The organism is Halopolyspora algeriensis, assembly GCF_003337235.1.
Taxonomy (GTDB): domain Bacteria; phylum Actinomycetota; class Actinomycetes; order Mycobacteriales; family Pseudonocardiaceae; genus Haloactinomyces; species Haloactinomyces algeriensis.
The window spans coordinates 41,781-64,535 of the sequence record NZ_QPJC01000004.1 but is presented as its reverse complement, the minus strand read 5'-3'; the positions used below and the strand labels follow the sequence as shown (position 1 = coordinate 64,535).

Here is a 22,755-nt window from a genome sequence, read left to right as displayed (position 1 = left end):
CGGAACTCTAGCGGGCGAAGATCGTCAACGCGAGAGGTTTCTCACATTGCTCAGTGGTCGCGCGGATCGGGGCCGGCTGGCCGGATGTGTGCGGTCGCTTCGGCAAGCGGCGTCAGCCGCCTTCAGCCACCCGCACCGCTACCCAAGCCGGCCCGTGGACCCTCTTTATTGGCGCAACTTCTTGCGGCGCGAACCGGTGATGCTTTCGGCGGTGCCGATCAGCGCGACCGCGGCGACGACGGCGACGACGAAGCCGAGGACGTTGAGTTCGAAGATGCCCCCGGTGCCCAGCAGACTCGCGACCACACCCCCGATCACCGAACCGACCAGCCCCAGCAGCAGGGTGGCGAGGATGCCGAGGTTCTGTTTGCCGGGTTTGACCAGGCGCGCCAGGGCGCCGATGACCAGGCCCGCGATGATGAATCCGATCATGGTCGGCTCCTCCGCGTGTCGAGTCCGGTCGGACGCGCCGACCGGACGTGGTGGTGACGGTGTCGTCCCTGTCTCCACTCTACGATCTCGACGTACCCGGCTGTGGAGATCGGGGAGTCCGTGTCCCCCAGGAGAGGTGACCGTTCCGCATTCGGCGGGGCGCCGACATCGCGGTGGTCGCTTGCGAGCCGTGCAGGACCGCCCGCGATTCCCGATATACTACGATGGGTAGTAGATTGACGTCCCGCTGACGGTGGGAGCCGTCGCACGCGAAAGGGGAGACCGGCCATGCGTCGATGGACAGCACGGCAGTGGTGCGCCGCGGCCGGTTCGGCCGTGCTCATCGTCCTGGTGATGGGCTTCGCCACCGCGATCATCGACAATCCGGTCTTCGTGCGGATGGTTCCCGCACCGTGGTGGGCCTATCCCGCGTGGATCTCCTCGGCGGTTCTGCTCGGGTTGCTCGTCGCCACCTACGTGGCCCCGCGTGGGCAGGAAGCCGCTGCCGGGCAGCGGCATCAGCGGCGCAGTCTGGTGGGAGGAGCGCTGGCCTGGTTCGCCGTCGCCTGCCCGACCTGCAATGTGCTCGTGGTGACGGCGCTGGGCGTGCACGGAGCCGTGGCCTGGTTCCAGCCGTTGCAGCCGGTGCTCGCGGTGCTCTCCCTGGTGCTGCTCGCTCTCGCGCTGCGTAGCCGGTTGCGCAACGTCGAAAGCTGTCCGGTTCCCGGAACATCCCTGCGTGCACGTCTCGGCTTCCCGCCGCGTGCCGATGCGGGGCAGGGAGGTCAGGAAGCGGCGCGCCGAAATTCGACGACGACGTCCAGCGCCGGGCGGGGCTGATCCGCCACGGCTCGTTCGCGTTTTTCCGCGGTTTCGGTGGTGAGTTCCGTCCACGAGCTCAGGTCGGCCAGCACGTCGTGTTCGTCGTAGAGCACCGCGGGATCCGGCGGCCCGCCGACGCCGTGGGTGAGGTTGTCGCTGTGGTGGCCCACCACCAGCAGCGTGCCGCCGGGTGCCAGGGCCGAGGCAGCGCGCTGCAGTGCGGTGCGCCGCTGCTCGGCGGGCAGGTGCAGGTAGACGACCAGGACCAGGTCGTACTGTCCCCCGGGGGTGTGGGACAGCACGTCTTCGACCACCCACCGCACCCGGCCCGCGGCCTCGCCGCCGCGGCTTTCGGCGAGTTCCCGCGCCTTGTCCATCCCCACTGCCGAGAAGTCCACGGCGGTGACCTGCCACCCGCGCTCGGCCAACCAGAGTGCGTTGCGCCCCTCGCCGGCGGCGAGGTCGAGCGCGCGGCCGGGAGGCAGCTCCGCGGTGTGCTGCTCGACCCACCGGTTGGGGCCGGCGGTCCACAGCAGAGCGGTCTCACGGTAGCGTTCGTCCCAGTCGTGGGCGTCCATGGATGTCCCCTTCTCGAAAGGCGTCTCCTCCGGCTTCGGAGGCCGGTTGTGATGACCGGATCGTGACGGGCACAACGAGCCGGAGGGGCCGCTCGCCCGCCACGTTCACTCGCCGGACGCGAACGAGTGCTCCGGCCCGAGGTCTTCCCGGACGCTCAGCCGGCCATGCGCCGCACGGAGTGGATGTCGCCGATCACCTTGTAGCCCTCGACCTTGACGTTCTGTCCCGTGGTGGGTGCGTGCACGACCTTGCCGTTGCCGATGTAGATCCCGTTGTGACTGGCCGAATCGTAGTAGAAGACCACATCGCCGGGTTTGACCGCGCTAACGGAGACGGCCCTTCCCGCGTTGATCTGGGTCCTGGTCGAAGCGGGCAGGGAGACGCCGGCCTGCTCGTAGGACCACTGGACCAGTCCGGAACAGTCGAACCGGTTCGGTCCTTTGGCGCCCCAGACGTACGGGGATCCCTGCTTGCTCAGCGCGGCGTTGACGGCGGCGACTGCCGCACCGGATCCGGCGATGGATCCCACGTCGGTGGATCCGCTGCCTGCCAGCGCGGCCCGTTCTTGTCCGCTGAGCCTGTTGTACTGCTGTTCGACCTCGGCGATCTGCTCGTCCATGGCCTCTTTGCGGCGAGCGATCTCCTCTTCGAGGCGGGCGGCCTCGGCCTCGGCTTCGGCGGCGGCGTCGCGCGCGGCCCGGGCCCGCCGTTCGGCTGCCGCGGCCTCGCGGGCGGCTCTGGCCACTGTCCGGATGACCTTGTTGTGCTCGGCGGCGAGGTTGTCCAGGACCGCTGCCCGGTCGAGGTACTCGTTCGGGGACTCGCTGACCACCAGCGCCGAGAGCTTGTTCAATCGGGCTCCCTGGTAGGAGGCCTCGGTCAACTGGTCGGCCTTGCCGCGGAACTTGCGTTCCTCGGTCCGGGCCCGAGCGGCTTCCCGCTCGGCTCGCGCAACGGCGGCTTCGGCGCGCGCGAGCTCCTCCTGGCGGGCCTGATGATCGTCCTGGGCCTTCTTGTAGTCCTCGGTGAGGACCTCGGCCTTGCGGGCGAGGTCGCGGAGCCGTTGGGCCGCTTCGGAGGCGGTATCGGGGGGTTCGGGGGCTGCGGCCGCTTCGGGGGCACCGACACCGAGTGCGGCGACGAGGGTCATGGCAGCCGCAGCGCGCGCACGTTTCGGTCGGGACGGGGGCATTCGGGGCTCCTTCGTGCGTTTTTCCGAGGCGTTCAGCAGGCGGGGCGCTCGGGAGCCGGACATCGGCCGTTTCGAGCGGGGAGCTCGGCCGGTGTCCGGCGGCTGTTACCGGCCGGTCCGGGGAAGATCGCCCGGTGTTCATCCAAACGAGTGGATAACAAGGTGATCACCACAGGGTCAACTATCGGACTCGGTGGTGGTCGACACGCGACCCCGCTGAGGGCGTGTGCTCACGACGGAGACGATGCCGCCACCGCAGCACGACGATCAGCGCCAGCAGCGCTCCGGCGAACAGCAGGGTGAGATTCGAGACATGTCCCGAGGTCCGTCGCAGCCACACCCCGAAGGTGTACTGGGCGTCCACGCCGATCGGGCTGCCGAGGCCCGCAGTTCCGTCGGTGATCACGAACAATGCGCCGATGGCGATGAACAGCAGTCCCGAAGCGAGGTTGGTCGTGTGGACCCGGAGCCGGCCGAGTGCCAGTTCCCGTCCGCGCAGCCAACGCCTGCGCCCCAGGTCGAAGCGCTCCCACAGGGCCGCGAGCAGGAACAGGGGAGCTGCCATTCCGAGAGCGAACACCGCCAGCAACATCGCCCCGTACAACGGGTTGCCGCCCGCTGCCGAGACCGTGAGCACGCTGCCCAGCAGCGGGCCTGCGCAGAAACCCGCCAGCCCGTAGACGGAGCCGAGCGCGAACACCGAGACCCCGGAGGAGATCGGGATGCGCCCGACCCTGCGCCGGGCGGCGGTCACCCCGAATCCTCTGCCCGTGATCTGCAGCGTTCCCAGGCCCATCAGGACGACTCCGCTGACGAGGGTGACCGTGCCACGGCGCTGCGCGAGCAGGGCCCCGAACAGTCCCGCTGCCGCGCCGAGCGGTACCAGAGTCAGGCACAGCCCGGCGTAGAACAGCAGGGTCCGCATCACGAGCTTGCCGAGGTTGTCGAAGGCGTAGGCGAAGAACGAGGGCAGCAGCAGCGCCGAGCAGGGGCTGATCAAGGTCAGCATCCCGCCCAGGAGTGCGCCGAGGATGCCGATTCCGGTCATCGCGCTTCCTGGCGGGCCTGCTCGATCGTCGAGACGAAAGTGCTGAGCGGTTGCGCCCCCATGATCGGCTCACCGTTGACGAGGAACGTCGGTGTGGCCGACACCCCGATGCGGGTTCCTTCTGCGACGTCCCGTCGGATGGCTCGATCCACGGCGGGATCCTGCATATCGGCCTTGAACCGCTCGATGTCGGAGATTCCGGCCTGCTCGGCGTAGTCGATCAGCTTCGCCGGGGGCAGCTCGGGTTTTCCCCGCCGAGGAGCGTGCGAGTAGACCACGTCGTGGAACCGCCAGAAGGCGCCCTGGCGTGCCGCGGCCCGGCCCGCTTTGGCGGCCCGGTCCGACTGGGGGCCGAAGACGGGGAAGTCGCGCCACTCGATCCGCAACACCCCGGTTTCGACGTAGCGCTTCTTCAGCTCCGGGGCGACCTCGGTGGCGTATTTCGCGCAGAACGGACAGCGGAAGTCCTCGTAGGCCACAAGCACCACGGGGGCGTCCGTCCGACCCATGGCCATCGGGTCGTCCGGTTCACGGCGGGCCGGCGAGTCCAGCGGGCTGTTCCGTGGCTGCTCGGCGCTCGACTCGGCGGCCTCGGTGCTCGACTCGCCTCCGCGATTGATCAGCATCGACCCGAGCAGTACCGCGATGACGGCAACCAACACCGCCACCAGGGCATTGAGGTTCCGCAGTCGTTTCTTCCCGCCTGTCGTGCCCATGTTGGCTCCGTTTCGCCGTTTCTACTACGGAGCATCGTATATACGACGTGGCGTAGTGGTCACATGGGGGAACCGATGCTCAGGCACAGCAGCAGCACGAAGCCCGTGATGAGACCGATTCCGAGGACGGCCGGTGAGAGTGACGTCAGCACCGCTGTCGCGTAACCGGCGCGGTGCCGCATCCCGTTGCGGGGCGCTTCTCTTGTCGGATCCAGCCAGCGCAGCCGCAACTCGACCGCCTGCCGGGACATGGCCAGAGCCGCCGCGGGAACGGAGACGCCGCCGACCGCACGCAGCGCGGCCCGCACGCTGTCCGGACCGCAGGAGCGAGCCGCCGCCGCGTCGGCGGAGAGTTCCGCCAGCACCCGCACCACCGGGGGCGCGGCGCGGAACAGCGGCACGAACGGCAGAGCCCGAGCGAGTACCTCCACGAGCAGTACGAGTCCGTGATGGCGCCCGCGCAGGTGCGCTCGTTCGTGCGCGAGGATGGCCGCCTGGGTCTCGGTGGACAGCCGGGTGATGCCGGTGGTGGCGACGATCGCGCCCTGGCGCCCGCCGACGCTGTAGGCCACGGGCGTGTCCTCGTGCAGCCAGAACAGCGAGTCCCGCTTCCCGGGGTCGGATTCGCCGAGAAATTTCAGCGCCGCGAGGTGTCGGTACCTGCGGGCGGAGTCCTGGCTGCGCAGCCGAACGGCGACGAACGCGGTACGCAACGCGACGCCCAGCACCATCGTGATCCCGGAGACGCGCAGGATCGTTTCCCAGAAGTGCTGTCCCGTGTTGATGCAGGCGGTGGCCATGCCGATGAGGCCATCGGTCGAGGAAGCATACGGCATGCTCAACAGCGTCGCTCCGACCGCGGCGGTGGCGAGCACGGCCAGCACCGAGGCGATCCATCCGGTCAGCGCCGAACCGGGGTGGATGCGTGGCGAGACGCTGCGGTGCAGATACATCGGGCCGAAGACGCCGATGAGCACCGCAGCGGCCAGCAAGCCCAGCGCGACGGTCATGATGGTCCACCATCGGGCTGTTCGGGGGACTGATTCAGTGCGCGGCGCAGCAGCTCCGATTCCCGCTCGGAGACCGACCGGGCGAAGTGCAGCAGCACGGACTCCGCGTCCCCGGAGGAATCGAGTACCTCGCGCAGCAGCCCGGCGCCGGCTTCCTCGCGACTGCGGGCCGGTGTGTAGTGATAGGCGCGGCCGGACATGGTGCGGCGCACCCATCCCTTGGTGTGCAGGTGATCGAGCACGGTCATCACCGTGGTGTAGGCGAGCTTGCGCTCGTCGGAGAGGTGTTCCAGCACGTCCCGGACGCGCAGCGGTTCCCTCGCCGCCCACAGGACGTCCATGACCTTCAGTTCCAGCTCACCCAGCCCGAGCACGGCGACGAGTCTAGCCGTTGCGGGTGAGCGGGAACGAGGGTGAGGAGAGCGGCAGGAACCGATCGCTCCGCCGGCCGGTGATACCGCCACATCGGGTGGTTCGGAAGGTGCGCTCGGACCCTCGCATGGCCCACTCGAAGGTCGGGTAACCGGAAGCAGTGGGGCGCGGAGTTGGTACGACTGTGCGGCGCGTCGAGCTCGGAATCGTTCCGCGAGGAGAGGCCATGGATCCGCGTGAGGTGCACGAGAAGCAGGACCAGTTGCAACTGGTCGATGTCCGGGAGCCGCAGGAGTGGCAAGCCGGACGCATTCCCGGATCGCAGTGGATCCCGATGGATGAGCTGTCCGCTCGCATCGGTGAGCTGGATCAGCAGCATCGGGTGGTCACGATCTGCCGTAGCGGCAAGCGCAGTGGCGAGATGGCCGAGTTCCTGAACGGCCGCGGGTACCGTGCCGACAATCTCGACGGGGGAATCCGGGCCTGGGCCGAGCAGGGCCTGCCGGTGCGCACTCCCGATGGTGAGCAGCCGGGGAAGGTGGCATGAAACCGCCACGTCGCCGTCCACATCGATCGTGAGGGGTACCAGCGGCTGCTCAGCGAGCTCTCCCGAGATGGCCCCGAATCGGAGGCGGCGGAGACGACGCGCGGTGATGCGTGCGAGGCCCGCTCTCCGGCGGAGTTTCGCACGCCCCGAGAACCCCGTGACCGGGGTCACCTTCCACTGCTTCTCGTGGAGGAATACCCCTGGGGGTATTTTGGTTACGAAGGTAGTGGAGGTGATTGCCATGGAGATGAAGCCGGAGCTGGTCGGCGATGCGCTGACGCGTCTGCGCCGCGCCCAGGGGCAGTTGAGCGGTGTGATCGAGTCGATCGAGGAGGGCGGTGACTGCGCCCAGACGTTGACTCAACTGGCCGCCGTGTCGCGGGCGTTAGACCGTGCGGGCTTCAAAATCGTGGCCAGCGGGCTGCGTCATTGCCAACAGTCGCGGGACGACGGCGATGAACCGGAGATGACCGAGCAGGAGCTGGAGCGATTGTTCCTCTCGCTGGCCTGACCGAGGTGCCGCCCGGTCGCGGGGCGGCGTGTTTTTCGAACATGTCTGCTCGTGTATCACACGTATACGCCCCGGGGTATGTGAGAACAATGCGGTGAAACAGACGCGCGGAGTGACGGTGCAGGACTCAGCTGCCCGTAGGCGTGCGTGCGGTGCCGGTGCCCGGTGGCGCGCCGGTGGAGGAAGCATCGGTCGAACAATCGAAGGAGGGACGCAACGATGAGTACGACCGCGGTACGGGAACTCGATGAGCAGCTTGCCGGTGACTTGGCGGTGGAGGTGATCGCCACCTCGTCGCTGGGTGACCGGAGTTATCTGGCCACCGATGGTGCGGTTGCCGTGGTGGTGGATCCGCAGCGCGATGTGGACCGCTTCATCGCCGCGGCCGGGCGTTCGGGGGTGCGGATCGCCCTGGTGCTGGAGACGCACGTGCACAACGACTACGTCTCCGGCGGGCTGGAGCTGGCCCGGCTGACCGGCGCCGACTACGGCGTGGCGGCAGCAGACGAGGTGCCGTTCGAGCACACGCCGCTGGCCGACGGTGATGTCGTGGAGCTCTCGGAGCGGATGCGGGTGCGGGCGGTGGCCACCCCGGGGCACACGTATCACCACCTGTCCTACGTGCTGGAGGGTGAGCAGGGCCCGGTGGGAGTGTTCACCGGCGGGTCGTTGCTGTTCGGCACGACCGGGCGTACCGACCTGGCCGGGCAGCAGCACAGTCACGAGCTGGCCCGGCACCAGCACGCCTCGGCGCGCAGGCTCGTGCAGACCTTGCCGGACGGGGCGCAGATCTGGCCCACGCACGGGTTCGGCAGCTTCTGCTCGGCCAGTCAGGCTTCCGGGGATTCGGCCACGATCGGTGAGCAAAAGGAGGTCAATCCGGCGCTGACGCTGGCCGAAAACGACTTCGTGGAGCAGACCCTGTCGGGGCTGGACGCCTATCCCGCCTACTACGCCCACATGGGGGTGCGCAACACAGAGGGTCCCGAGCCGCTGGATCTGCGCGCTCCGTCGCGGGCCACGCCGGAGGAGCTGTCCCGGCGGCTCGACGGCGGTGAGTGGGTCGTCGACCTGCGCTCCCGCAAGGCCTACGTCCACTCGCACCTGGCCGGCACCGTCAGCCTGGGGTTGGACGGGCCGATGGCCACCTGGCTGGGCTGGATGATCGACTGGGGTGCGCCGATCACGCTGCTCGGTGAGACCCCGCAGCAGGTTGCCGAGGCGCAGCGGGAGCTGGCCCGCATCGGCATCGACACGTTCTCCGCCGCCGCCACGGGACAGCCGCGGGAGCTGGCCGCCGAGGCCGAACAGGTACGCAGCACGACCACCGCCACCTTCGCCGACCTCGCCGCTGTCCGCGACGACGGCGGCGACGGGTTCCCCGCAGCGGATGTGGTGCTGGATGTGCGCACGAACAACGAGTGGCAGGCCGCGCACGTCGAAGGGGCGGTGCACATCCCGCTGTACGAGCTCAAAGACCGCACCGACGAGGTGCCGGCGGGCACGGTGTGGGTGCACTGCGGCAGCGGGTACCGCGCCACCGCCGCGGCCTCGCTGCTCGAACACGCCGGACGCGAGGTGGTGCTCGTCGACGATTCCTTCGGCAACGCAGGCGAGGCCGGCCTCGCCCTCACGCACGCCGCTTGAGACGCGTCGCCGAACGTTTGCACCGACCCTGATTTCGCTGTACGTCCCACGAGGAAAGGAGACCGATGTCCGCCACGACACCGGTGAGCATGGACACCCCGCAAGTGCGCAACCTGCTGGAGAACAACCCCCGAACCCGGCTGATCGACGTGCGCGGCCCGGGCGAGTTCGCCGCCGCCCACATTCCCGGCTCGTACAACGTGCCGCTGGACCTGTTGCGCGAGCACCGCAGCGAGCTGACCGCCGACCATGAGGATCCGATCGTGCTGGTGTGCGCCTCCGGTGGACGCGCCGAGCAGGCCCGCACCGTGCTGGAGCGGTCCGGTTTGGACCACCTCAGCGTGCTGGACGGTGGGATGACCGGCTGGCAGCAGCACGACGCGCCGGTGAACCGTGGTTCCGGGATCTGGGGCATGGAACGCCAGGTGCGGCTGACCGCCGGGCTGCTGGTGCTGACCGGCGTGGTGGCCAGCACCGCCTACGAGCCGTTGAAGTGGCTCGCCGGGTTCGTCGGCGGCGGTCTGACCTTCGCCGCGATCACCAACACCTGCGCCATGTCGCGGGTGCTGGGCCTGCTCCCGCACAACCGCACCCCCAAGGCCGATGCCGGGACCATGCTCGAAGCCTTGACCGGAAGGCGACCGGAGGCCGCCGCGAGTTGACGGACCCGGGACACGCCCGCGATGTCGTCCGCGGGCATGGAAACAGGTGATCACGTGATTCTGGCGGGCATTTTCGGTGCGATCATCGGCCTGGCCATGGGGCTGCTGGGAGCCGGCGGGTCGATTCTGGCCATTCCCGCCCTCGTCTACGGAGTCGGTCAGCCCTTCCAGGTCGCGATCCCCACCTCGCTGGCCGTGGTCGCGATCTCCTCGCTGGGTGGGCTGCTGCCTCGACAGCGGCGTGCCCAGGTGCAGTGGCGGGTCGCCCTGGTCTTCGGTGCGGCGGGCGCCCCGGCCACCTTCGCGGGGGCGGCGCTGGCCCGCCTGATTCCGCAACGCTGGCTGCTGCTGTCCTTCGCCGCGCTCATGGTCGTCGTCGCGGTGCGCATGCTGCGCGGCCGAGACGAGGGCGGCGGAGCATGCCGCACCGGAGAAGGCGGCATCAACTGGCGCAGCTGCCTGCCCAAGGCCGTCGCCACCGGTGCCGGAGTCGGTGTCCTGACCGGACTGTTCGGCGTCGGCGGCGGCTTCGTCATCGTCCCCGCACTGAGCCTGCTGCTCGGACTCGAGGCCCAGCAGGCGGTGGCGACCTCGCTGATCATCGTCCTGCTCAACTCGGTGGCCGGATTCTCCGCCCACGCCGGCACCACCCACTTCAACTACGCCGTGCTGCTCGTCTTCGCAGCAGCCGCACTGGTCGTGTCGATCCTGGCTGCCCGACTGGCCACCCGACTGCCCTCGAAAACGGTGAAGCAGTGGTTCGCCTACGTCGTCCTCGCCGTCGCCGCCGGAATCGCCACAACCGCGCTCCTCAACCCCGCCGCACTCGGATAGCGGGCAGGTCGCCTACCGCTTGCCTGCGGCGTCCAGTGCCCGTTGCGCGGAAGCGGTTGCGTCGCCGGTATCGGACGCCATGTCGACGAAGTCTCCACGCAGTGCTTTGATCGCCGTTCGTTCGGCGTCGATTTCGTGCCGCGTACGGCTCCCCCAACGCCGGAACACCGCGATCGGTGGGCACCATCCTTGCACGGCATGCTGAAGAAGAAAGGCGGGCACCACTGCGGCCAGGATCAGCCACCGCCGGGAATGAGTGGTAGCCAGTGCCACGCTCACGAGGCTGATGGTTGCGGCGTTCGCTTCGAGCGTGCGCTCGATATCCCAGCTGCGGTCGAGGTCGGTGACATGGTGAGTCACTTCCGCCGATGGTGCGTCGACGCAGCGAGCGATTCGTTCCAAGCGTTGCTGATCAAGGTGACGGGTCACGTCCTTCGATGAATGCGTACGCCCCCGATCCATCTCCCGCTGCGGCATGCTGTCTCCCCTTCCGGTGGTGAGTTTCCTCCCGGGGGAGTACCCGGTGGCCCTTCAGACAGTCCTCCCCTCCGCCTGCGGGAGCACACGGATCCCGTGCCCTGCTGCGCGGGGGATGCGGTCCGACAACGTGGCGAACCGGCCCTGCGGTGGCGCGGGCTTGTTGTGAGCCCGTCCTGGGTACCCCGTTCGTGTCCACTCGGTGAGCGTGGGCGGAAGATGTGGGGCCGGAGAGGGGAGTGCGCACTCATCGAGCGGACTGATCCGGCATTCGAATCGGTGGCGGGATGCGATCTGCGGAGGAGGAAGTCATGCCCGGAGAGGAACCGATCGTCGTGGGAGTGGACGGATCGGATGCCAGCATGCGTGCACTGCGGTGGGGCTTGCAGGAAGCCAGGCGGTGGTCCTCACCGGTGCACGTGGTCGCGGCGTGGGAGTCCCATGCCGTTCTCGGTGGACCTGCACCGGTCCTGAGGCAGCCCGAACGGGCACCGCATCGCCTTCACGAGGAGTACCGGCAGAAGCTGATCCGCACCGTCCGCACCTGCACGGCGGATCTGCCGTCGCCGCCCGATCTGCACGTGGAGCTCGTCGAGGGGCACGCCGCGGAGGTACTGGTGCAGCACTCGGCACACGCCGCGATGCTGGTTCTGGGCGACCACGGGCGCGGACGTGCTTCCGAGGCGATGCTCGGCAGGACGGCGCTGCGTTGCATCCACAAGGCCCAGTGTCCGGTGCTGATCCTCCCGGCCGGGATGGGAATGGACACGACGGCCGAGGAACGAGGATCCCGGCCCGCAACCGCGTCCTCGGTGGCGGAGTCCCGGAACCGGTGAGTCACGGCGCGGTCCGGTTGTGCCGGTGGGCATGAGGTCGAATGATCTCTGCCGCGCACGGCTCGATGCGGCGGGACCACGTTTTCGCTTCCGCATTTCCGACATCGACCGATCGGGTCGGTTTTCTGCGTCGGTCGATGAATCGAGTGGGTGCGGTTTTTCGGTACTGTCCATGCCCGCTCGATCGTCCGAGTTTCGCGAGCGGTGCGAGGTCCTGTTGCTGCCGAACAGCGCTTCCCGAGGTCTGCGGCGGGCGGCTTCCTGGGCGGACCTGCAGGAAAAGGCAAACGGTAGGATGCCCGTACTTCTCGGGGAGCGAAGCGAGGTGGGGATGGACCCGGACCCGACAATTTTGGATGCTCTTGCGGCCATCCATGTCTATGGGGCCCAACGCAGCACGCACGCGAGCGCGGCATGGCTCGATGGGACACATGTCGAGTTGGACTTCGACACTCTGGAAGTGCTCCACAAAAGTGGTCTGGTGTCCTATGCACCCGGACGGTTCAACACACTGCGGGTGCGGGTGAGCGCGGACGGCGCTGTGCTGTTGCGCGAGCACGGAGGTCCGCACGTGGACCACCACCAGGTGTGGAAGGCGGCAGCGGAACACGACCGGCGAGACGGGAAAAGGCATCGGCTCAAGCGCTGAACGGTCGAGCACCGAATGCCGGTCTGCTCGGTACGAAAAGCAGGCCGTCCCTGAGACGGACGCGGAAAAAAACGCGCCTGCTGTATCGGTGCAGGACTCCAGCGCGGCAGTGGAGTGCGGAAATTTCCGGCACCGGGCGAGTGGTCTCCCGAATCGGGCACACTGAAGATGCGCCCCGAAAGGGCGACAGGGTAATGCGGGACCACGAGGCGTCCGCTCCCTGAACGTTGTCACACACTGAACGGTGCGGCGATGAAGGAAACGATCCGGCTGGGGCGTATCGCCGGAGTGCGGGTCGGGGTGCACTGGAGCGTGGTGGGCATCGTGGTGCTGGTGGCTGCCGGGTTGGGCGGCTACCAGCTTCCCGAGGCTTTTCCCGGCCATTCACAGGTCGGCTACGCGCTGAGTGGGGTGGCCGCTGCCGTGCTCCTGGTGGGATCGCTGTTGGGGCACGAGATGGCACATGCCGTCGTGGCCAGGAGAAACGGCGTGTCCGTGGAGGGCATCACCTTGTGGCTGCTGGGCGGGGTCGCCCGCTTGCGCGGAGAGGGCCGCACTCCCGGTGCCGAGTTGCGCATCGCGGTGATCGGCCCGGTTGCCAGTGCGGCGCTGGCGGCGGTGTTCGGTGCGGCCGTGTGGGTGGCGGGGAGTCTCGAGGCCCACGACTTGGTGTCGGCCGTGTTGGGCTACCTGACCCTGCTCAACCTGGCGCTGGCCGTGTTCAATCTGGCTCCCGCGGCGCCGCTGGACGGTGGGCGAGTGCTGCGGGCGGTGCTGTGGCTGTGGCGGGGTGATCGGTTCAAGGCCGCCGTATGGGCGGCACGGGCCGGGCGCGGTCTGGGATTCCTGCTCATCGCCGGGGGACTCGTGTGGTTGTCGACGCGAGGTGCCGAGGGTCTGTGGTGGGTCCTGCTGGGCTGGTTCGTCATGAGCATGGCCTCGGCCGAGGAGCAACAGGCGAAGGTCGGCGTCACGCTGTCCGGGGTGCGCGTGCGCGACGTGATGGCCGGCCCGGTCGGGACCGTCGACGGGCGGTTGACGGTCGAGCGGTTCCTGCGGGATGTGGCGCCGGGCCGGGAGCACGCCGCCTTTCCGCTGCTGGACGAAGCCGGGCGGCTCGACGGGCTGATCACCCTCTCCCGGATCAGGAGTGCCCTCCACCGGCAGCGGGAGGAGGTGACTCTGCGGGAGGTCGCCTGTCCCGCGGAGCAGGTCCCGGTTGCCGAGCCGGACGAGCCGCTGGCAAGCGTGCTGCCCCGCCTGAATCAGGGCGCCGAAGGGTGCCTCCTGGTCTTTCACGCCGGCGAGCTCGCCGGCGTTGTCTCGTCGTCGGACATCAGCCGGGTGGCAGCCGAACACGGCCTGTCCGTGACGCTTCCCGGCGGTGCCGGCACCGGGCGGGAACAGGCGAAACCGCCCCCGCCGGACTGGTGGTATCCGGGCGGACAGGGGCCCCGGTGAGCCGATTGTCCGCTGGACCGGTGACCCTGTTCCTCTGCGGTGATGTGATGCCGGGGCGGGGAGTCGACCAGGTCCTCCCCCATCCCGGTGACCCGAGCCTGCGGGAGGCGTACGTCCGCGATGCGCGGACGTACGTGCAGGCGGCCGAAGCGGTCAACGGCCGGATCGGCCGTCCGGTTCGATTCTCCTGGCCGTGGGGAGTCGCCCGGAGAGTGCTGGCCGAGACGGCACCCGAGGCCCGGGTGATCAACCTGGAGACCGGCATCACTCGCAGTGCGGAATTCGCCCCGAACAAAGGAGTGCACTACCGCATGAGCCCCGGCAACGTTCGTTGCGTGACCGCGGGACGGCCCGATGTGTGCGTCCTGGCCAACAACCACGTGCTCGACTTCGGCCACCGGGGGCTCGAGGACACGCTCGCAGCGTTGAGCGGTGCCGGGCTGCACTGGGCGGGAGCGGGGCGGGACGTGGGGGAGTCGAGGCAGCCCGCGATCGTTCCCGCCAAGCGGGGAGGGCGCGTGGTGGTCTTCGCGGGCGGGGTGCCTTCCAGCGGTATCCCGGCGAACTGGGCTGCCGGCGTCGAGCGGCCCGGCATCCACGTCCTGCCGGACCTTTCCGAGGCCACCGCCACCGCATTCCTCGAGCAGGTGAGAGCGGTGAAGCAGCCGGGCGACATCGTGATCGCCTCTCTGCACTGGGGTACGAACTGGGGATACCACGTTTCGGACGACGAGATCGGCTTCGCGCACCGATTGCTCGACGGCGATGTGGATGTCGTCCACGGGCACTCCTCGCACCATCCGCGCCCGATCGAGATGTACCGGGACAAGCTCGTCCTCTACGGCTGCGGTGACTTCATCGACGATTACGAGGGCATAGCCGGTCACGAGGAGTACCGCGATGACCTGCGCCTGCTGTACTTCCCGTCGGTGGAACCGGATACCGGCAGCCTGCTCGGCCTGCGGATGGTTCCCGTGCAGGCCCGGAGAATGCGGCTGCACCCTGTCGCAGGCCCGGACGCCGAGTGGTTGCACTCGGTGCTGGCGCGAATCAGTCGGCCCTTCGGGGCCGGGGTGGGTCTCGAACCGGGCGGCACGTTGGTGCTCCGGCGGGACTGATCGCTCGGTTGCGGTGCGCCGATGCTCCGACTGCCGCGGTTGGGCGGGAGAGCTCGGCAGCGCCGTGAGGATTTGGCGGCGATGCGTTCTCCGCCGGAAAGCGGTTCGATATCGCCCGAGCAGGAGACGCTGATTTTGACACCCTTACCCCCTAGGGGTATAAGAAGAGGGGGATGGGCGAACCGGAGAGCTTCCGCGGAACCGAGGAGGGCGCGATGCACGGCTACACCCAGGACAAGGACGAGTACGCCGCACGGTTGCGTCGTATCGAGGGGCAGGTCCGGGGCCTGGCCAAGATGATCGACAACGACCAGTACTGCATCGACGTGCTCACCCAGATCAGCGCGACCACCAAGGCGCTGCAGTCCGTGGCGCTGGGCTTGATGGACGACCATCTCAAGCACTGCGTCTCCGAGGCGCTGACCGAAGGCGGCGATACCGCCGACGAGAAGGTGCGCGAGGCCAGCGAGGCGATCGCCCGCCTGGTGCGTTCCTGATCGTGCACCACGAATGATCCGTGACGACAAGTCGAGAAAGGCGCGTTTCATGATCGAGACCAGCTACACCGTGACCGGGATGACCTGCGAGCACTGCGTGAAATCGGTGACCGAGGAAATCAGCGAGGTCAGCGGTGTCTCCGATGTGGCGGTGGATCTGTCCACCGGTGCGGTCACGGTGACCAGCGCCGAGCCGGTCTCCCACGCCGATGTGCGTGCCGCCGTGGAGGAAGCGGGCTACGAGCTGGCGGAGCGCTAGGAGTCGCTGCCGGCGGTGGTGATCTGATCGTGGTGAGCAGGAGGGATTCCATGAGTACCGGTACCGACCCCTCGCAGGCCCCGTCCGGGCAGGAGGTCGAGCTGGCCATCAGCGGTATGACCTGCGCCTCGTGCGCGTCCCGGATCGAAAGGAAGCTGGGCAAGCTCGACGGGGTGACCGCCACGGTCAACTACGCCACCGAAAAGGCCAAGGTCGCCCACCCGGCGGACATGGATCCGCAGCGGCTGCTCGAGCAGGTCGAATCCGCCGGGTACACCGCCACCCTGCCACGGCAGGCGCGTGCGGCAGTCCCCTCCGCGGGAGACGGCGAAGCCGCGGAGTCGACGCAGCCGCTGCGGCAGCGGCTGCTCGTCTCCGCAGTGCTGTCCGTCCCGGTCATCGTCCTGGCCATGGTGCCCGCGTGGCAGTTCACCTACTGGCAGTGGATCTCCCTGACGCTGGCGTCGCCGGTTGTGGTCTGGGGTGCATGGCCGTTCCACCGTGCCGCGTGGACGAATCTGCGCCACGGCGCCACCACCATGGACACGCTGGTCTCGATGGGGGTCTCGGCGGCATTCGGATGGTCGCTGTACGCCCTGCTGTTCGGCACCGCCGGGAAGCCCGGCATGACCCATGCCTTCGAGTTCTCCGTCGAGCGCGGCAGCGGGACCGGCTCCCTCTATCTCGAGGTGGCCGCCGGCGTGACGACGTTCCTGCTCGCAGGCCGGTATTTCGAGGCCCGCGCCAAGCGACGCTCCGGGGCGGCGCTGCGCGCCCTGCTGGAACTGGGGGCCAAGGAGGTCGCGGTTCTGCGCGACGGCCGGGAACAGCGCATCCCGACCGAGCAGCTCGCCGTCGGGGACCGCTTCGTCGTCCGACCCGGGGAGAAGATCGCCACGGACGGGGTGGTCGAGGAAGGCTCCTCGGCCGTGGACACCAGCATGCTCACCGGCGAGTCCGTCCCGGTCGAGGTGCAGCACGGCGATTCCGTGGTGGGGGCCACGATCAACGCCGGAGGTAGGCTCGTCGTCCGTGCCACCCGCGTCGGTTCGGATACCCAGCTGGCCCGGATGGCCAAGCTGGTCGAGGACGCGCAGACCGGCAAGGCCCGGGTGCAGCGGCTGGCCGACCGCATTTCCGCGGTGTTCGTGCCCATCGTGATCGCCCTGGCACTGGGCACCCTGGCCTGGTGGCTGGTCATCGGAGCCGGAGCCACGGCGGCGTTCACCGCGGCGGTCGCGGTGCTGATCATCGCCTGCCCCTGCGCGCTCGGGTTGGCCACCCCCACCGCACTGCTGGTCGGCACCGGCCGCGGCGCCCAGCTGGGCATCCTCATCAAGGGCCCCGAGACCCTGGAATCCACCCGCCGTGTCGACACCGTCGTACTCGACAAGACCGGAACCGTCACCACCGGGCGGATGGAGCTGGTCGAGGTTCAGCCGGCCGAGGGAATCGACGAGTTCCGCACTCTTGCGCTGGCGGGTGCGCTGGAAAGCGGCTCGGAGCATCCGATCGCCCAGTCCATCGCACGCGGTGCTCGTGAACGCACCGGCACCCTGCCTGCCATCGAGGAGTTCACCAACGTCGAAGGTCTCGGCGTACAGGGCATCGTCGACGGTCATGCCGTTCTCGTCGGGCGGGCGAGCCTGCTGGAGCGGTGGGGCCTCCGGCTTCCCGAGGAGTTGGCCACAGCCGAGCGGGCCATCGAGCAGCGGGGAAGCACCGCCGTGCTCGTTGCCTGCGACGGGGAAGTGAGCGCGGTGCTGGCCATCGCCGACACCGTCAAGCCCACCTCCGCCGAGGCCGTGCGAGGACTCCGCGATCTCGGCTTGCGGCCGGTGTTGCTGACCGGCGACAACGAGACCGTCGCCCGCGCCATTGCCACGCAGGTGGGGATCGACGAGGTCACCGCCGAAGTGCTGCCGCAGGACAAGGTCGCGGTCGTCGAACGGCTGCAGTCCGAAGGCAGGATCGTGGCCATGGTCGGTGACGGTGTCAACGACGCCGCGGCACTTGCCCGGGCCGATCTCGGCCTGGCCATGGGCACCGGCACCGACACCGCCATCGAGGCCGGTGATCTCACTCTCGTGCGCGGCGATCTGCGAGCCGCCATCGACGCGCTTCGCCTGTCCCGCCGCACTCTCGGCACGATCAAGGGCAACCTGTTCTGGGCCTTCGCCTACAACATCGCGGCCCTGCCCCTGGCCGCGGCCGGGCTGCTCAACCCGATGATCGCCGGAGCCGCCATGGCATTCAGCTCGGCCTTCGTCGTCGGCAACAGCCTCCGCCTGCGCGGCTTTCGCAGTACCGCCACCGGCGCCCCGCTGCCCGAGGTGCATGCGGGCGGTCATCCGGAGCACGCACCGGCGCACGCGCGCTGACGGCCCGGAGCGTCGTCGCCGCGGTCTCGTCGGTGCGCCCACGTCGTGACCTGCTGCGGGCAGGCCGCGAGAGTGCCATGGTTGTCGGTGCGGAGCTACCGGATCTCATCGGGGACTCCACTCGGGGCGGAACCGGAGGTGATCGGGATGGACGAGTTCGGAGCGGCACATCCGTCGGATGGCGAACCGGCCGAGAACGGAGCCTGGTCACCGGACGAGGTCGCGGTGCTCACCGAGGCGATGGACCAGGCACCCTCGGTGCACAACATCCAGCCCTGGTCGCTGGGGGTGAAGGAGCGCACGGCGACGATATACGAGCAGGTGGGTCCGGAGCTGAGCAGGCACGATCCGGAAGGGCGGGACCGGCGCATCTCCTGCGGGGCGGCGCTGACCAATCTCGTGCTCGCGGTGGCCGACCTCGGCTGGGAGCCGCAGGTGCGGCGGGATCCGGAGGGGGCGGACCGCCCCGAGGCCGTGGCCGCCGTCACCGGTCACCGGCGCGGGGAGACCGGTGACAGCGAGAGCCGGCGCTATGAGGCGATCGCACGGCGCGCCAGTTACCGCCAGGCGTTTCACGACCGCGCCGTGCCCGAGGACATCCGGCAGAGGCTGCTCTCGGCCGCCACCTCCTCGACGGTGCAGGCGGAATGGGTCGGCAGCGCGGATGTCGCGGCACTGGCTCGTCTGCTGATCTATGCGGCGAGTGTCCACCGTGGTGACCGTTCCTACCAGCGTGAGCTGGCGATGTGGACCCTGGAGGAGGGTGTTCCGGCCGAGCGGGGAATCCCCGCCGAGGCGCTCGGCTCCGAGGGAGTGCCCGCGGTCGGGCTGGCCACCTCGGAGGTGCGGATTCCCGATGAACACAAGCTCGCCGAGCGGATCGCGAAGGAATCCATCCTCGTGCTGACCACCCCCTCGGACGAGCCGGGCGATCACCTGCACGTGGGAGAGGCGATGGAACTGGCGTGGCTGGAAGCCGTGAGCCAGGACACCGCCGCCTCGGTGATGACCCAGCCGCTGCGGTTGTCGGAAGTGCGCACCCGTCTGGTGGAGATGCTGGGAATCTCCGGAGTTCCGCAGGTGCTGATGCGGTTCGGCTATCCGCGTCCGGCTGAGTGAGGTGCTCCTCGGAGTTCATCGTTCAGGGCACGTGCGGCGGCCAGGATCGTCCGCACCGTGCAGGGTCCCGGCACATCGCCGCGCCAGCCCGCAGCGCGGGCCCTCGAGTTCGCGGGCCGTCCGTCGCTAAGCCGCGCGGTGCTTTCCGGTCAGCCCAGCTCCAGCAGGGGTTCCAGCCGCAGGCGGTGTTGCCGGGGGGTGCCGAACAGTTCGGCCCCGGAGTGGGCCCGTTTGAGATGCAGGTGCGCTTCGTGTTCCCAGGTGATACCGATGCCGCCGTGCAGCTGGATGCCTTCGGCGGCGACATCGGCGTATGTTTCCGAGCAGTACGACTTGGCCATCGCCGCCCATTCGGTGGCCCGGTCGGATCCGGTGGCCACAGCCCAGCTCGCGGCGTAGGACAGTGACCGTGCCGACTCGACGGCCACGAACAGATCCGCGAGCCGGTGCTTGACGGCCTGGAACGAGCCGATCGGTCGACCGAATTGCTTGCGTGCCTTGGTGTACTCGACGGTCTCGTGCAGCCACCGCTGTGCTGCCCCGACCTGTTCGGCGGCGAGCGCGGCGGCGGCGACGTCGAGGCACCTCTCGAGCGCCGCCCCGGCAGCGCCCTCGGTACCGACGAGGAAGGCGGGGGCCTGCCGGAGCCGGAATTCGGCCATCCGGCGCGTGATGTCCATCGGGGCGGACTCGACCAGACAGTGCGGTATCGCCTCGGGAGCCAGTTCGAACAGCGACAGCCCGCGGGTGGTAATGGCGACCACGAGCACCACATCGGCCTGGGCGCCGTCGAGGACGAACGCCTTGCGTCCGTCGAGCAGCCAGCCGTGGCCGTTCGGCCGCGCGGTGGTCGAGCAGGCCGAGGTGCTCCACCCGTGCTCCGGCTCGGCCCAGGCGAGGGTCGCCACACTCTCGCCCGAGGCGATTCCGGGCAGCAACCGGGCCCGGGCGGCAGGGTCGTCGGCGGCCAGCAGAGTCTGCGCACCCACCACGGCGCTGGCCAGGAACGGGATTGCCACGAGCCTCCTGCCGAGTTCCTCCACGACGATGTTGGTTTCGAGCAGACCGGCCCCGAGCCCGTCGTGCTCCTCCGGAACGGCGAGGCCGTGCGCACCGATCCGCCCGGCGAGTTGCTGCCACAGCGCCGTGTCACAGCCGGGATCGGGTGTCTCCGGGGGAGGGATCGAGGCTCCGCCGTGCCGTTCGAGGAGGCTCCGAACGGTGCGGCGCAGCTCCTCCTGCTCGTCGGTGAACGCGAAATGCACAGTGCTCTCCGGAACTCGTCGTGGTGCGCTGGTCGTGAGTGCCTGTCTTCGAATTGGTTCTTCGCTTGCGGAATCAGCCGGAGCAGGGTGACCGACCACCCGACCAAGTCCCGGCACGGTCGCTGATGGGTCACATCGTCTCGGGACCCCCCACCGGCACCGACGGATCGAGGGCGAGGGCGTCGGCCACCCGTCGGCGATGCCACGTGGGTGTGCCCCAGGCCGAGCGCAAAGCGGTGGCCTTGGTCAGCCAGAGATGCAGGTCGTGTTCCGTGGTGTAGCCGATGGCGCCGTGCACCTGAAGAGCGGTACGGGCGGCCGCGTATGCGGCATCTCCCGCGACGATCTTGGCCGCCGAGGCGTCGCGGCCGCTGCAGGAGGCCCCCGACGTTGCCGACAGGCAGGCTCCGTGCACCAGGGGGCGGGCGAATTCCAGTTCGAGCAACGCGTTCGCCAGGTGGTGCTTGACCGCCTGGAACTCCCCGATGGGACGGCCGAACTGGTGGCGTTCGGACACGTGACGGGTCGCCAGGTCGAGCAGGCGCCGCCCGATGCCCAGCAGTTGCGCCGCGCATCCCAGCGCGCCACGGTCGAAAGCCTCGCGCACCGAGGCGGCATCGTTCTGGAACCGAACGGTGGCACCGGTGGTTTCCACGGTGAACAGCCTGCGAGCCGGATCGAAGGACTCCTGCCGCAGCAGGCGCGGGTCCTCGACGGCGGTGACTCGGTCGGATTCACAGAGCAGGACCACGTCCGCCTGGTCGGCGTCGAGGGCGTAGGGCACGTGCTCGGCGATGGCCACGGTCGCCAGGGACTGCCCGGCGGCCACCTGTTCCAGCCACGGCCGACCCTCGGATTCGGATGTGTCGGGCAGCAGGTGCGGCAGCACCGCGAGCGACTCGACGATCGGGCCGGGCAGGCCCGAATAGCCGAGCTGCTCGAGGCAGATGGCGAGTTCCACCGGCCCGAGCCCCAGCCCCCCGGCCTGCTCGGGTACGGCGACACCGGTGAGCCCCATGTCGACGAGGTCGTGCCAGACCTTCCACCAGTCGCCGGTTTCCCCGGCGGCCCAGGAGCGGGCGATCGCGGGAACGTCGACGGAGCCGAGCAAGTCCCGGAGCGCTGTAGCCATGTCCTGCTGCTGGCTGGTGCGTGTGAACTTCATCGGGATCCCCTCGGCAGGCCGAGAACGCGTTCGGCGATGACGTTGCGCTGGATCTCGTTGGTGCCCGCATAGATCGGCCCCGCCAGCGAGAACAGGTAGCCGTCCAGCCACGCCCCGGCCTCGGGGGCCTCCGGCGCGTTCGGGGTCAGCTCGGCCGAGGGGCCCAGCAGCTCCAGCGCCGTCTCGTGCAGAGCGATGTCCAGCTGGGACCAGTACACCTTGTTGAGGCTGGCCTCCGGTCCGACCGAGTCACCGTCGAGGATCCTGCTGACGGTTTCGAAGGTGGCCAACCGATAGGCCTGCGCGCCGATCCACGCGTCGACCACCCCGTCCCGGGCCGTGCTTTCCGGGCGGGGACGCCAGGATTCCACCAGGCGCCGCGCGGCGGCGAGGAATCGGCCCGGGCTCCGCAGGGAAAGTCCACGCTCGCTGCTTGCGGTGCTCATCGCGACACGCCACCCGTTGCCGACCTCACCGAGCACGTCGGCATCGGGAACGAACACCTCGTCGAGAAAGATCTCGGCGAAGGCGGGTTTGCCGTCGAGGCGGCCGATCGGGCGCACGGTCACGCCCTCGGCGTCGAGCGGGAACAGGAAGTACGTGAGTCCCCGGTGGCGCTCGGCCTCGGGATCGGTGCGGAACAGTCCGAAAGCCCGGTCCGCGAACGCCGCCCGCGAGCTCCAGGTTTTCTGCCCGGACAGTCGCCACCCGCCGTCGACCCGGTGTGCGCGGCTGCGGATCCCGGCGAGGTCGCTGCCCGCCTCCGGTTCCGACCAGGCCTGTGCCCACACGTCGGTGCCGTCGGCCATCCTCGGCAGGAAGCGGTGGCGCTGTTCGGCGGTTCCGTGCTCGAACAGGGTGGGAGCCAGCAGGAAGATCCCGTTCTGGCCGACGCGCCCGGGCGCTCCGGCCGCGTAGTACTCCTCCTCGAACAGCAGCCACTGCACCAGCGAGGCGTCCCGGCCACCGAACTCCTCTGGCCAGGCCACCACCGACAGGCCCGTCTCGTACAGTGTGCGCTCCCAGCGCCGGTGGGCGGCGAAACCCTCCTCGGTCTCCAGGGACGGCAGCGGGGTGGTGGGCACGTGGGTGCGCAGCCACTCGCGGACCTCGGCACGGAACTCGAGGTCGGCGGGAGAAAACGACAGCTCCATGA

The 22,755-nt window shown here is 69.2% G+C and carries 25 protein-coding genes; 14 read left to right on the top strand and 11 right to left on the bottom strand.

The features are described from left to right. Positions 1-165 precede the first annotated feature (165 nt). The gene (locus DFQ14_RS08345) at positions 166-432 is read right to left on the bottom strand and encodes a GlsB/YeaQ/YmgE family stress response membrane protein (RefSeq protein WP_114452548.1); all 267 of its coding nucleotides are present in this window, start codon (positions 430-432) and stop codon (positions 166-168) included. A gap of 288 nt (positions 433-720) precedes the next feature. Here DFQ14_RS08345 and DFQ14_RS08340 point away from each other — a divergent pair, with 288 nt between their 5' ends. Beyond that, positions 721-1,272, top strand: coding sequence for a hypothetical protein (locus DFQ14_RS08340; protein WP_338072589.1), 552 nt, complete (start codon positions 721-723; stop codon positions 1,270-1,272). Here the strand turns inward: DFQ14_RS08340 and DFQ14_RS08335 are convergent. From DFQ14_RS08335 to DFQ14_RS08310, 6 genes are all read right to left on the bottom strand, one after another. After that, positions 1,218-1,832, bottom strand: a complete 615-nt coding sequence (locus tag DFQ14_RS08335; protein WP_114452547.1) for an SAM-dependent methyltransferase — start codon at positions 1,830-1,832, stop codon at positions 1,218-1,220. The two genes, DFQ14_RS08340 and DFQ14_RS08335, sit on opposite strands and share 55 nt — an antisense overlap. A 155-nt stretch (positions 1,833-1,987) precedes the next feature. After that, positions 1,988-3,025: a C40 family peptidase gene (locus DFQ14_RS08330; RefSeq protein WP_114452546.1), complete on the bottom strand. Its 1,038-nt coding sequence runs from the start codon at positions 3,023-3,025 to the stop codon at positions 1,988-1,990. A 181-nt stretch (positions 3,026-3,206) separates the two neighbouring features. Then, positions 3,207-4,073, bottom strand: coding sequence for a cytochrome c biogenesis CcdA family protein (locus DFQ14_RS08325; RefSeq protein ID WP_114452545.1), 867 nt, complete (start codon positions 4,071-4,073; stop codon positions 3,207-3,209). Further along, positions 4,070-4,789 carry a DsbA family protein gene (locus DFQ14_RS08320; protein WP_114452544.1) on the bottom strand — a complete coding sequence of 240 codons (720 nt, stop codon included), beginning with the start codon at positions 4,787-4,789 and terminating at the stop codon, positions 4,070-4,072. The genes DFQ14_RS08325 and DFQ14_RS08320 overlap by 4 nt, the downstream gene beginning before the upstream one ends. Positions 4,790-4,848: 59 nt before the next feature. Beyond that, entirely contained in the window at positions 4,849-5,799 is a 951-nt protein-coding gene (locus DFQ14_RS08315) for a M56 family metallopeptidase (protein WP_114452543.1), read from the bottom strand. Beyond that, a complete protein-coding gene (locus DFQ14_RS08310) occupies positions 5,796-6,173 on the bottom strand; it encodes a BlaI/MecI/CopY family transcriptional regulator (RefSeq protein ID WP_114452542.1) in 378 nt (125 codons plus the stop codon). The genes DFQ14_RS08315 and DFQ14_RS08310 overlap by 4 nt, the downstream gene beginning before the upstream one ends. Before the next feature lie 224 nt (positions 6,174-6,397). Here DFQ14_RS08310 and DFQ14_RS08305 point away from each other — a divergent pair, with 224 nt between their 5' ends. The 5 genes from DFQ14_RS08305 (at position 6,398) to DFQ14_RS08285 (ending at position 10,372) form a co-directional block, all read left to right on the top strand. Beyond that, the gene (locus tag DFQ14_RS08305; RefSeq protein WP_114452541.1) at positions 6,398-6,718 is read left to right on the top strand and encodes a rhodanese-like domain-containing protein; all 321 of its coding nucleotides are present in this window, start codon (positions 6,398-6,400) and stop codon (positions 6,716-6,718) included. Positions 6,719-6,959: 241 nt separating this feature from the next. Continuing rightward, complete coding sequence (locus DFQ14_RS08300) at positions 6,960-7,229, top strand: metal-sensitive transcriptional regulator (RefSeq protein ID WP_114452840.1); 270 nt, start codon at positions 6,960-6,962, stop codon at positions 7,227-7,229. A gap of 219 nt (positions 7,230-7,448) precedes the next feature. Continuing rightward, positions 7,449-8,876, top strand: a complete 1,428-nt coding sequence (locus tag DFQ14_RS08295; RefSeq protein WP_114452540.1) for an MBL fold metallo-hydrolase — start codon at positions 7,449-7,451, stop codon at positions 8,874-8,876. 65 nt (positions 8,877-8,941) lie between these two features. Beyond that, positions 8,942-9,538: a rhodanese-like domain-containing protein gene (locus DFQ14_RS08290; RefSeq protein WP_114452539.1), complete on the top strand. Its 597-nt coding sequence runs from the start codon at positions 8,942-8,944 to the stop codon at positions 9,536-9,538. A gap of 21 nt (positions 9,539-9,559) precedes the next feature. Then, entirely contained in the window at positions 9,560-10,372 is an 813-nt protein-coding gene (locus DFQ14_RS08285; protein WP_257233604.1) for a sulfite exporter TauE/SafE family protein, read from the top strand. A 12-nt stretch (positions 10,373-10,384) separates the two neighbouring features. Here DFQ14_RS08285 and DFQ14_RS08280 read toward each other — a convergent pair whose 3' ends face one another. Next, complete coding sequence (locus DFQ14_RS08280) at positions 10,385-10,849, bottom strand: YgaP-like transmembrane domain (RefSeq protein WP_246195417.1); 465 nt, start codon at positions 10,847-10,849, stop codon at positions 10,385-10,387. 311 nt (positions 10,850-11,160) lie between these two features. On the opposite strand from DFQ14_RS08280, the gene DFQ14_RS08275 reads away from it, so the two are divergent. The 8 genes from DFQ14_RS08275 to DFQ14_RS08240 all read left to right on the top strand — a co-directional run bounded on the left by DFQ14_RS08275 (position 11,161) and on the right by DFQ14_RS08240 (position 19,169). Beyond that, a complete protein-coding gene (locus DFQ14_RS08275; RefSeq protein WP_114452537.1) occupies positions 11,161-11,685 on the top strand; it encodes a universal stress protein in 525 nt (174 codons plus the stop codon). A gap of 172 nt (positions 11,686-11,857) precedes the next feature. Further along, on the top strand, positions 11,858-12,334 hold the full coding sequence (locus tag DFQ14_RS08270; protein ID WP_114452536.1) for a hypothetical protein: 477 nt from the start codon (positions 11,858-11,860) through the stop codon (positions 12,332-12,334). A 252-nt stretch (positions 12,335-12,586) separates the two neighbouring features. Next, positions 12,587-13,795: a site-2 protease family protein gene (locus tag DFQ14_RS08265; RefSeq protein WP_114452535.1), complete on the top strand. Its 1,209-nt coding sequence runs from the start codon at positions 12,587-12,589 to the stop codon at positions 13,793-13,795. A gap of 5 nt (positions 13,796-13,800) precedes the next feature. After that, positions 13,801-14,913 carry a CapA family protein gene (locus DFQ14_RS08260; protein ID WP_114452534.1) on the top strand — a complete coding sequence of 371 codons (1,113 nt, stop codon included), beginning with the start codon at positions 13,801-13,803 and terminating at the stop codon, positions 14,911-14,913. Between the two features lie 215 nt (positions 14,914-15,128). Further along, positions 15,129-15,410 (top strand): metal-sensitive transcriptional regulator, encoded by a 282-nt coding sequence (locus DFQ14_RS08255; protein WP_114452838.1) that lies wholly within the window; start codon positions 15,129-15,131, stop codon positions 15,408-15,410. Positions 15,411-15,459: 49 nt separating this feature from the next. Beyond that, entirely contained in the window at positions 15,460-15,669 is a 210-nt protein-coding gene (locus DFQ14_RS08250) for a heavy-metal-associated domain-containing protein (RefSeq protein WP_114452837.1), read from the top strand. Positions 15,670-15,719: 50 nt separating this feature from the next. Continuing rightward, complete coding sequence (locus tag DFQ14_RS08245) at positions 15,720-18,050, top strand: heavy metal translocating P-type ATPase (protein ID WP_114452533.1); 2,331 nt, start codon at positions 15,720-15,722, stop codon at positions 18,048-18,050. Positions 18,051-18,197: 147 nt separating this feature from the next. Continuing rightward, positions 18,198-19,169: an Acg family FMN-binding oxidoreductase gene (locus DFQ14_RS08240; protein ID WP_114452836.1), complete on the top strand. Its 972-nt coding sequence runs from the start codon at positions 18,198-18,200 to the stop codon at positions 19,167-19,169. A 149-nt stretch (positions 19,170-19,318) separates the two neighbouring features. Here the strand turns inward: DFQ14_RS08240 and DFQ14_RS08235 are convergent, their stop codons facing one another. From DFQ14_RS08235 to DFQ14_RS08225, 3 genes are all read right to left on the bottom strand, one after another. After that, positions 19,319-20,434, bottom strand: a complete 1,116-nt coding sequence (locus DFQ14_RS08235) for an acyl-CoA dehydrogenase family protein (RefSeq protein WP_114452532.1) — start codon at positions 20,432-20,434, stop codon at positions 19,319-19,321. A 130-nt stretch (positions 20,435-20,564) separates the two neighbouring features. Next, on the bottom strand, positions 20,565-21,599 hold the full coding sequence (locus tag DFQ14_RS08230; RefSeq protein WP_114452531.1) for an acyl-CoA dehydrogenase family protein: 1,035 nt from the start codon (positions 21,597-21,599) through the stop codon (positions 20,565-20,567). Then, positions 21,596-22,753: an acyl-CoA dehydrogenase family protein gene (locus DFQ14_RS08225; RefSeq protein ID WP_114452530.1), complete on the bottom strand. Its 1,158-nt coding sequence runs from the start codon at positions 22,751-22,753 to the stop codon at positions 21,596-21,598. Before DFQ14_RS08225 ends, DFQ14_RS08230 begins: the two co-directional genes overlap by 4 nt. Between the last annotated feature and the right edge of the window lie 2 nt (positions 22,754-22,755).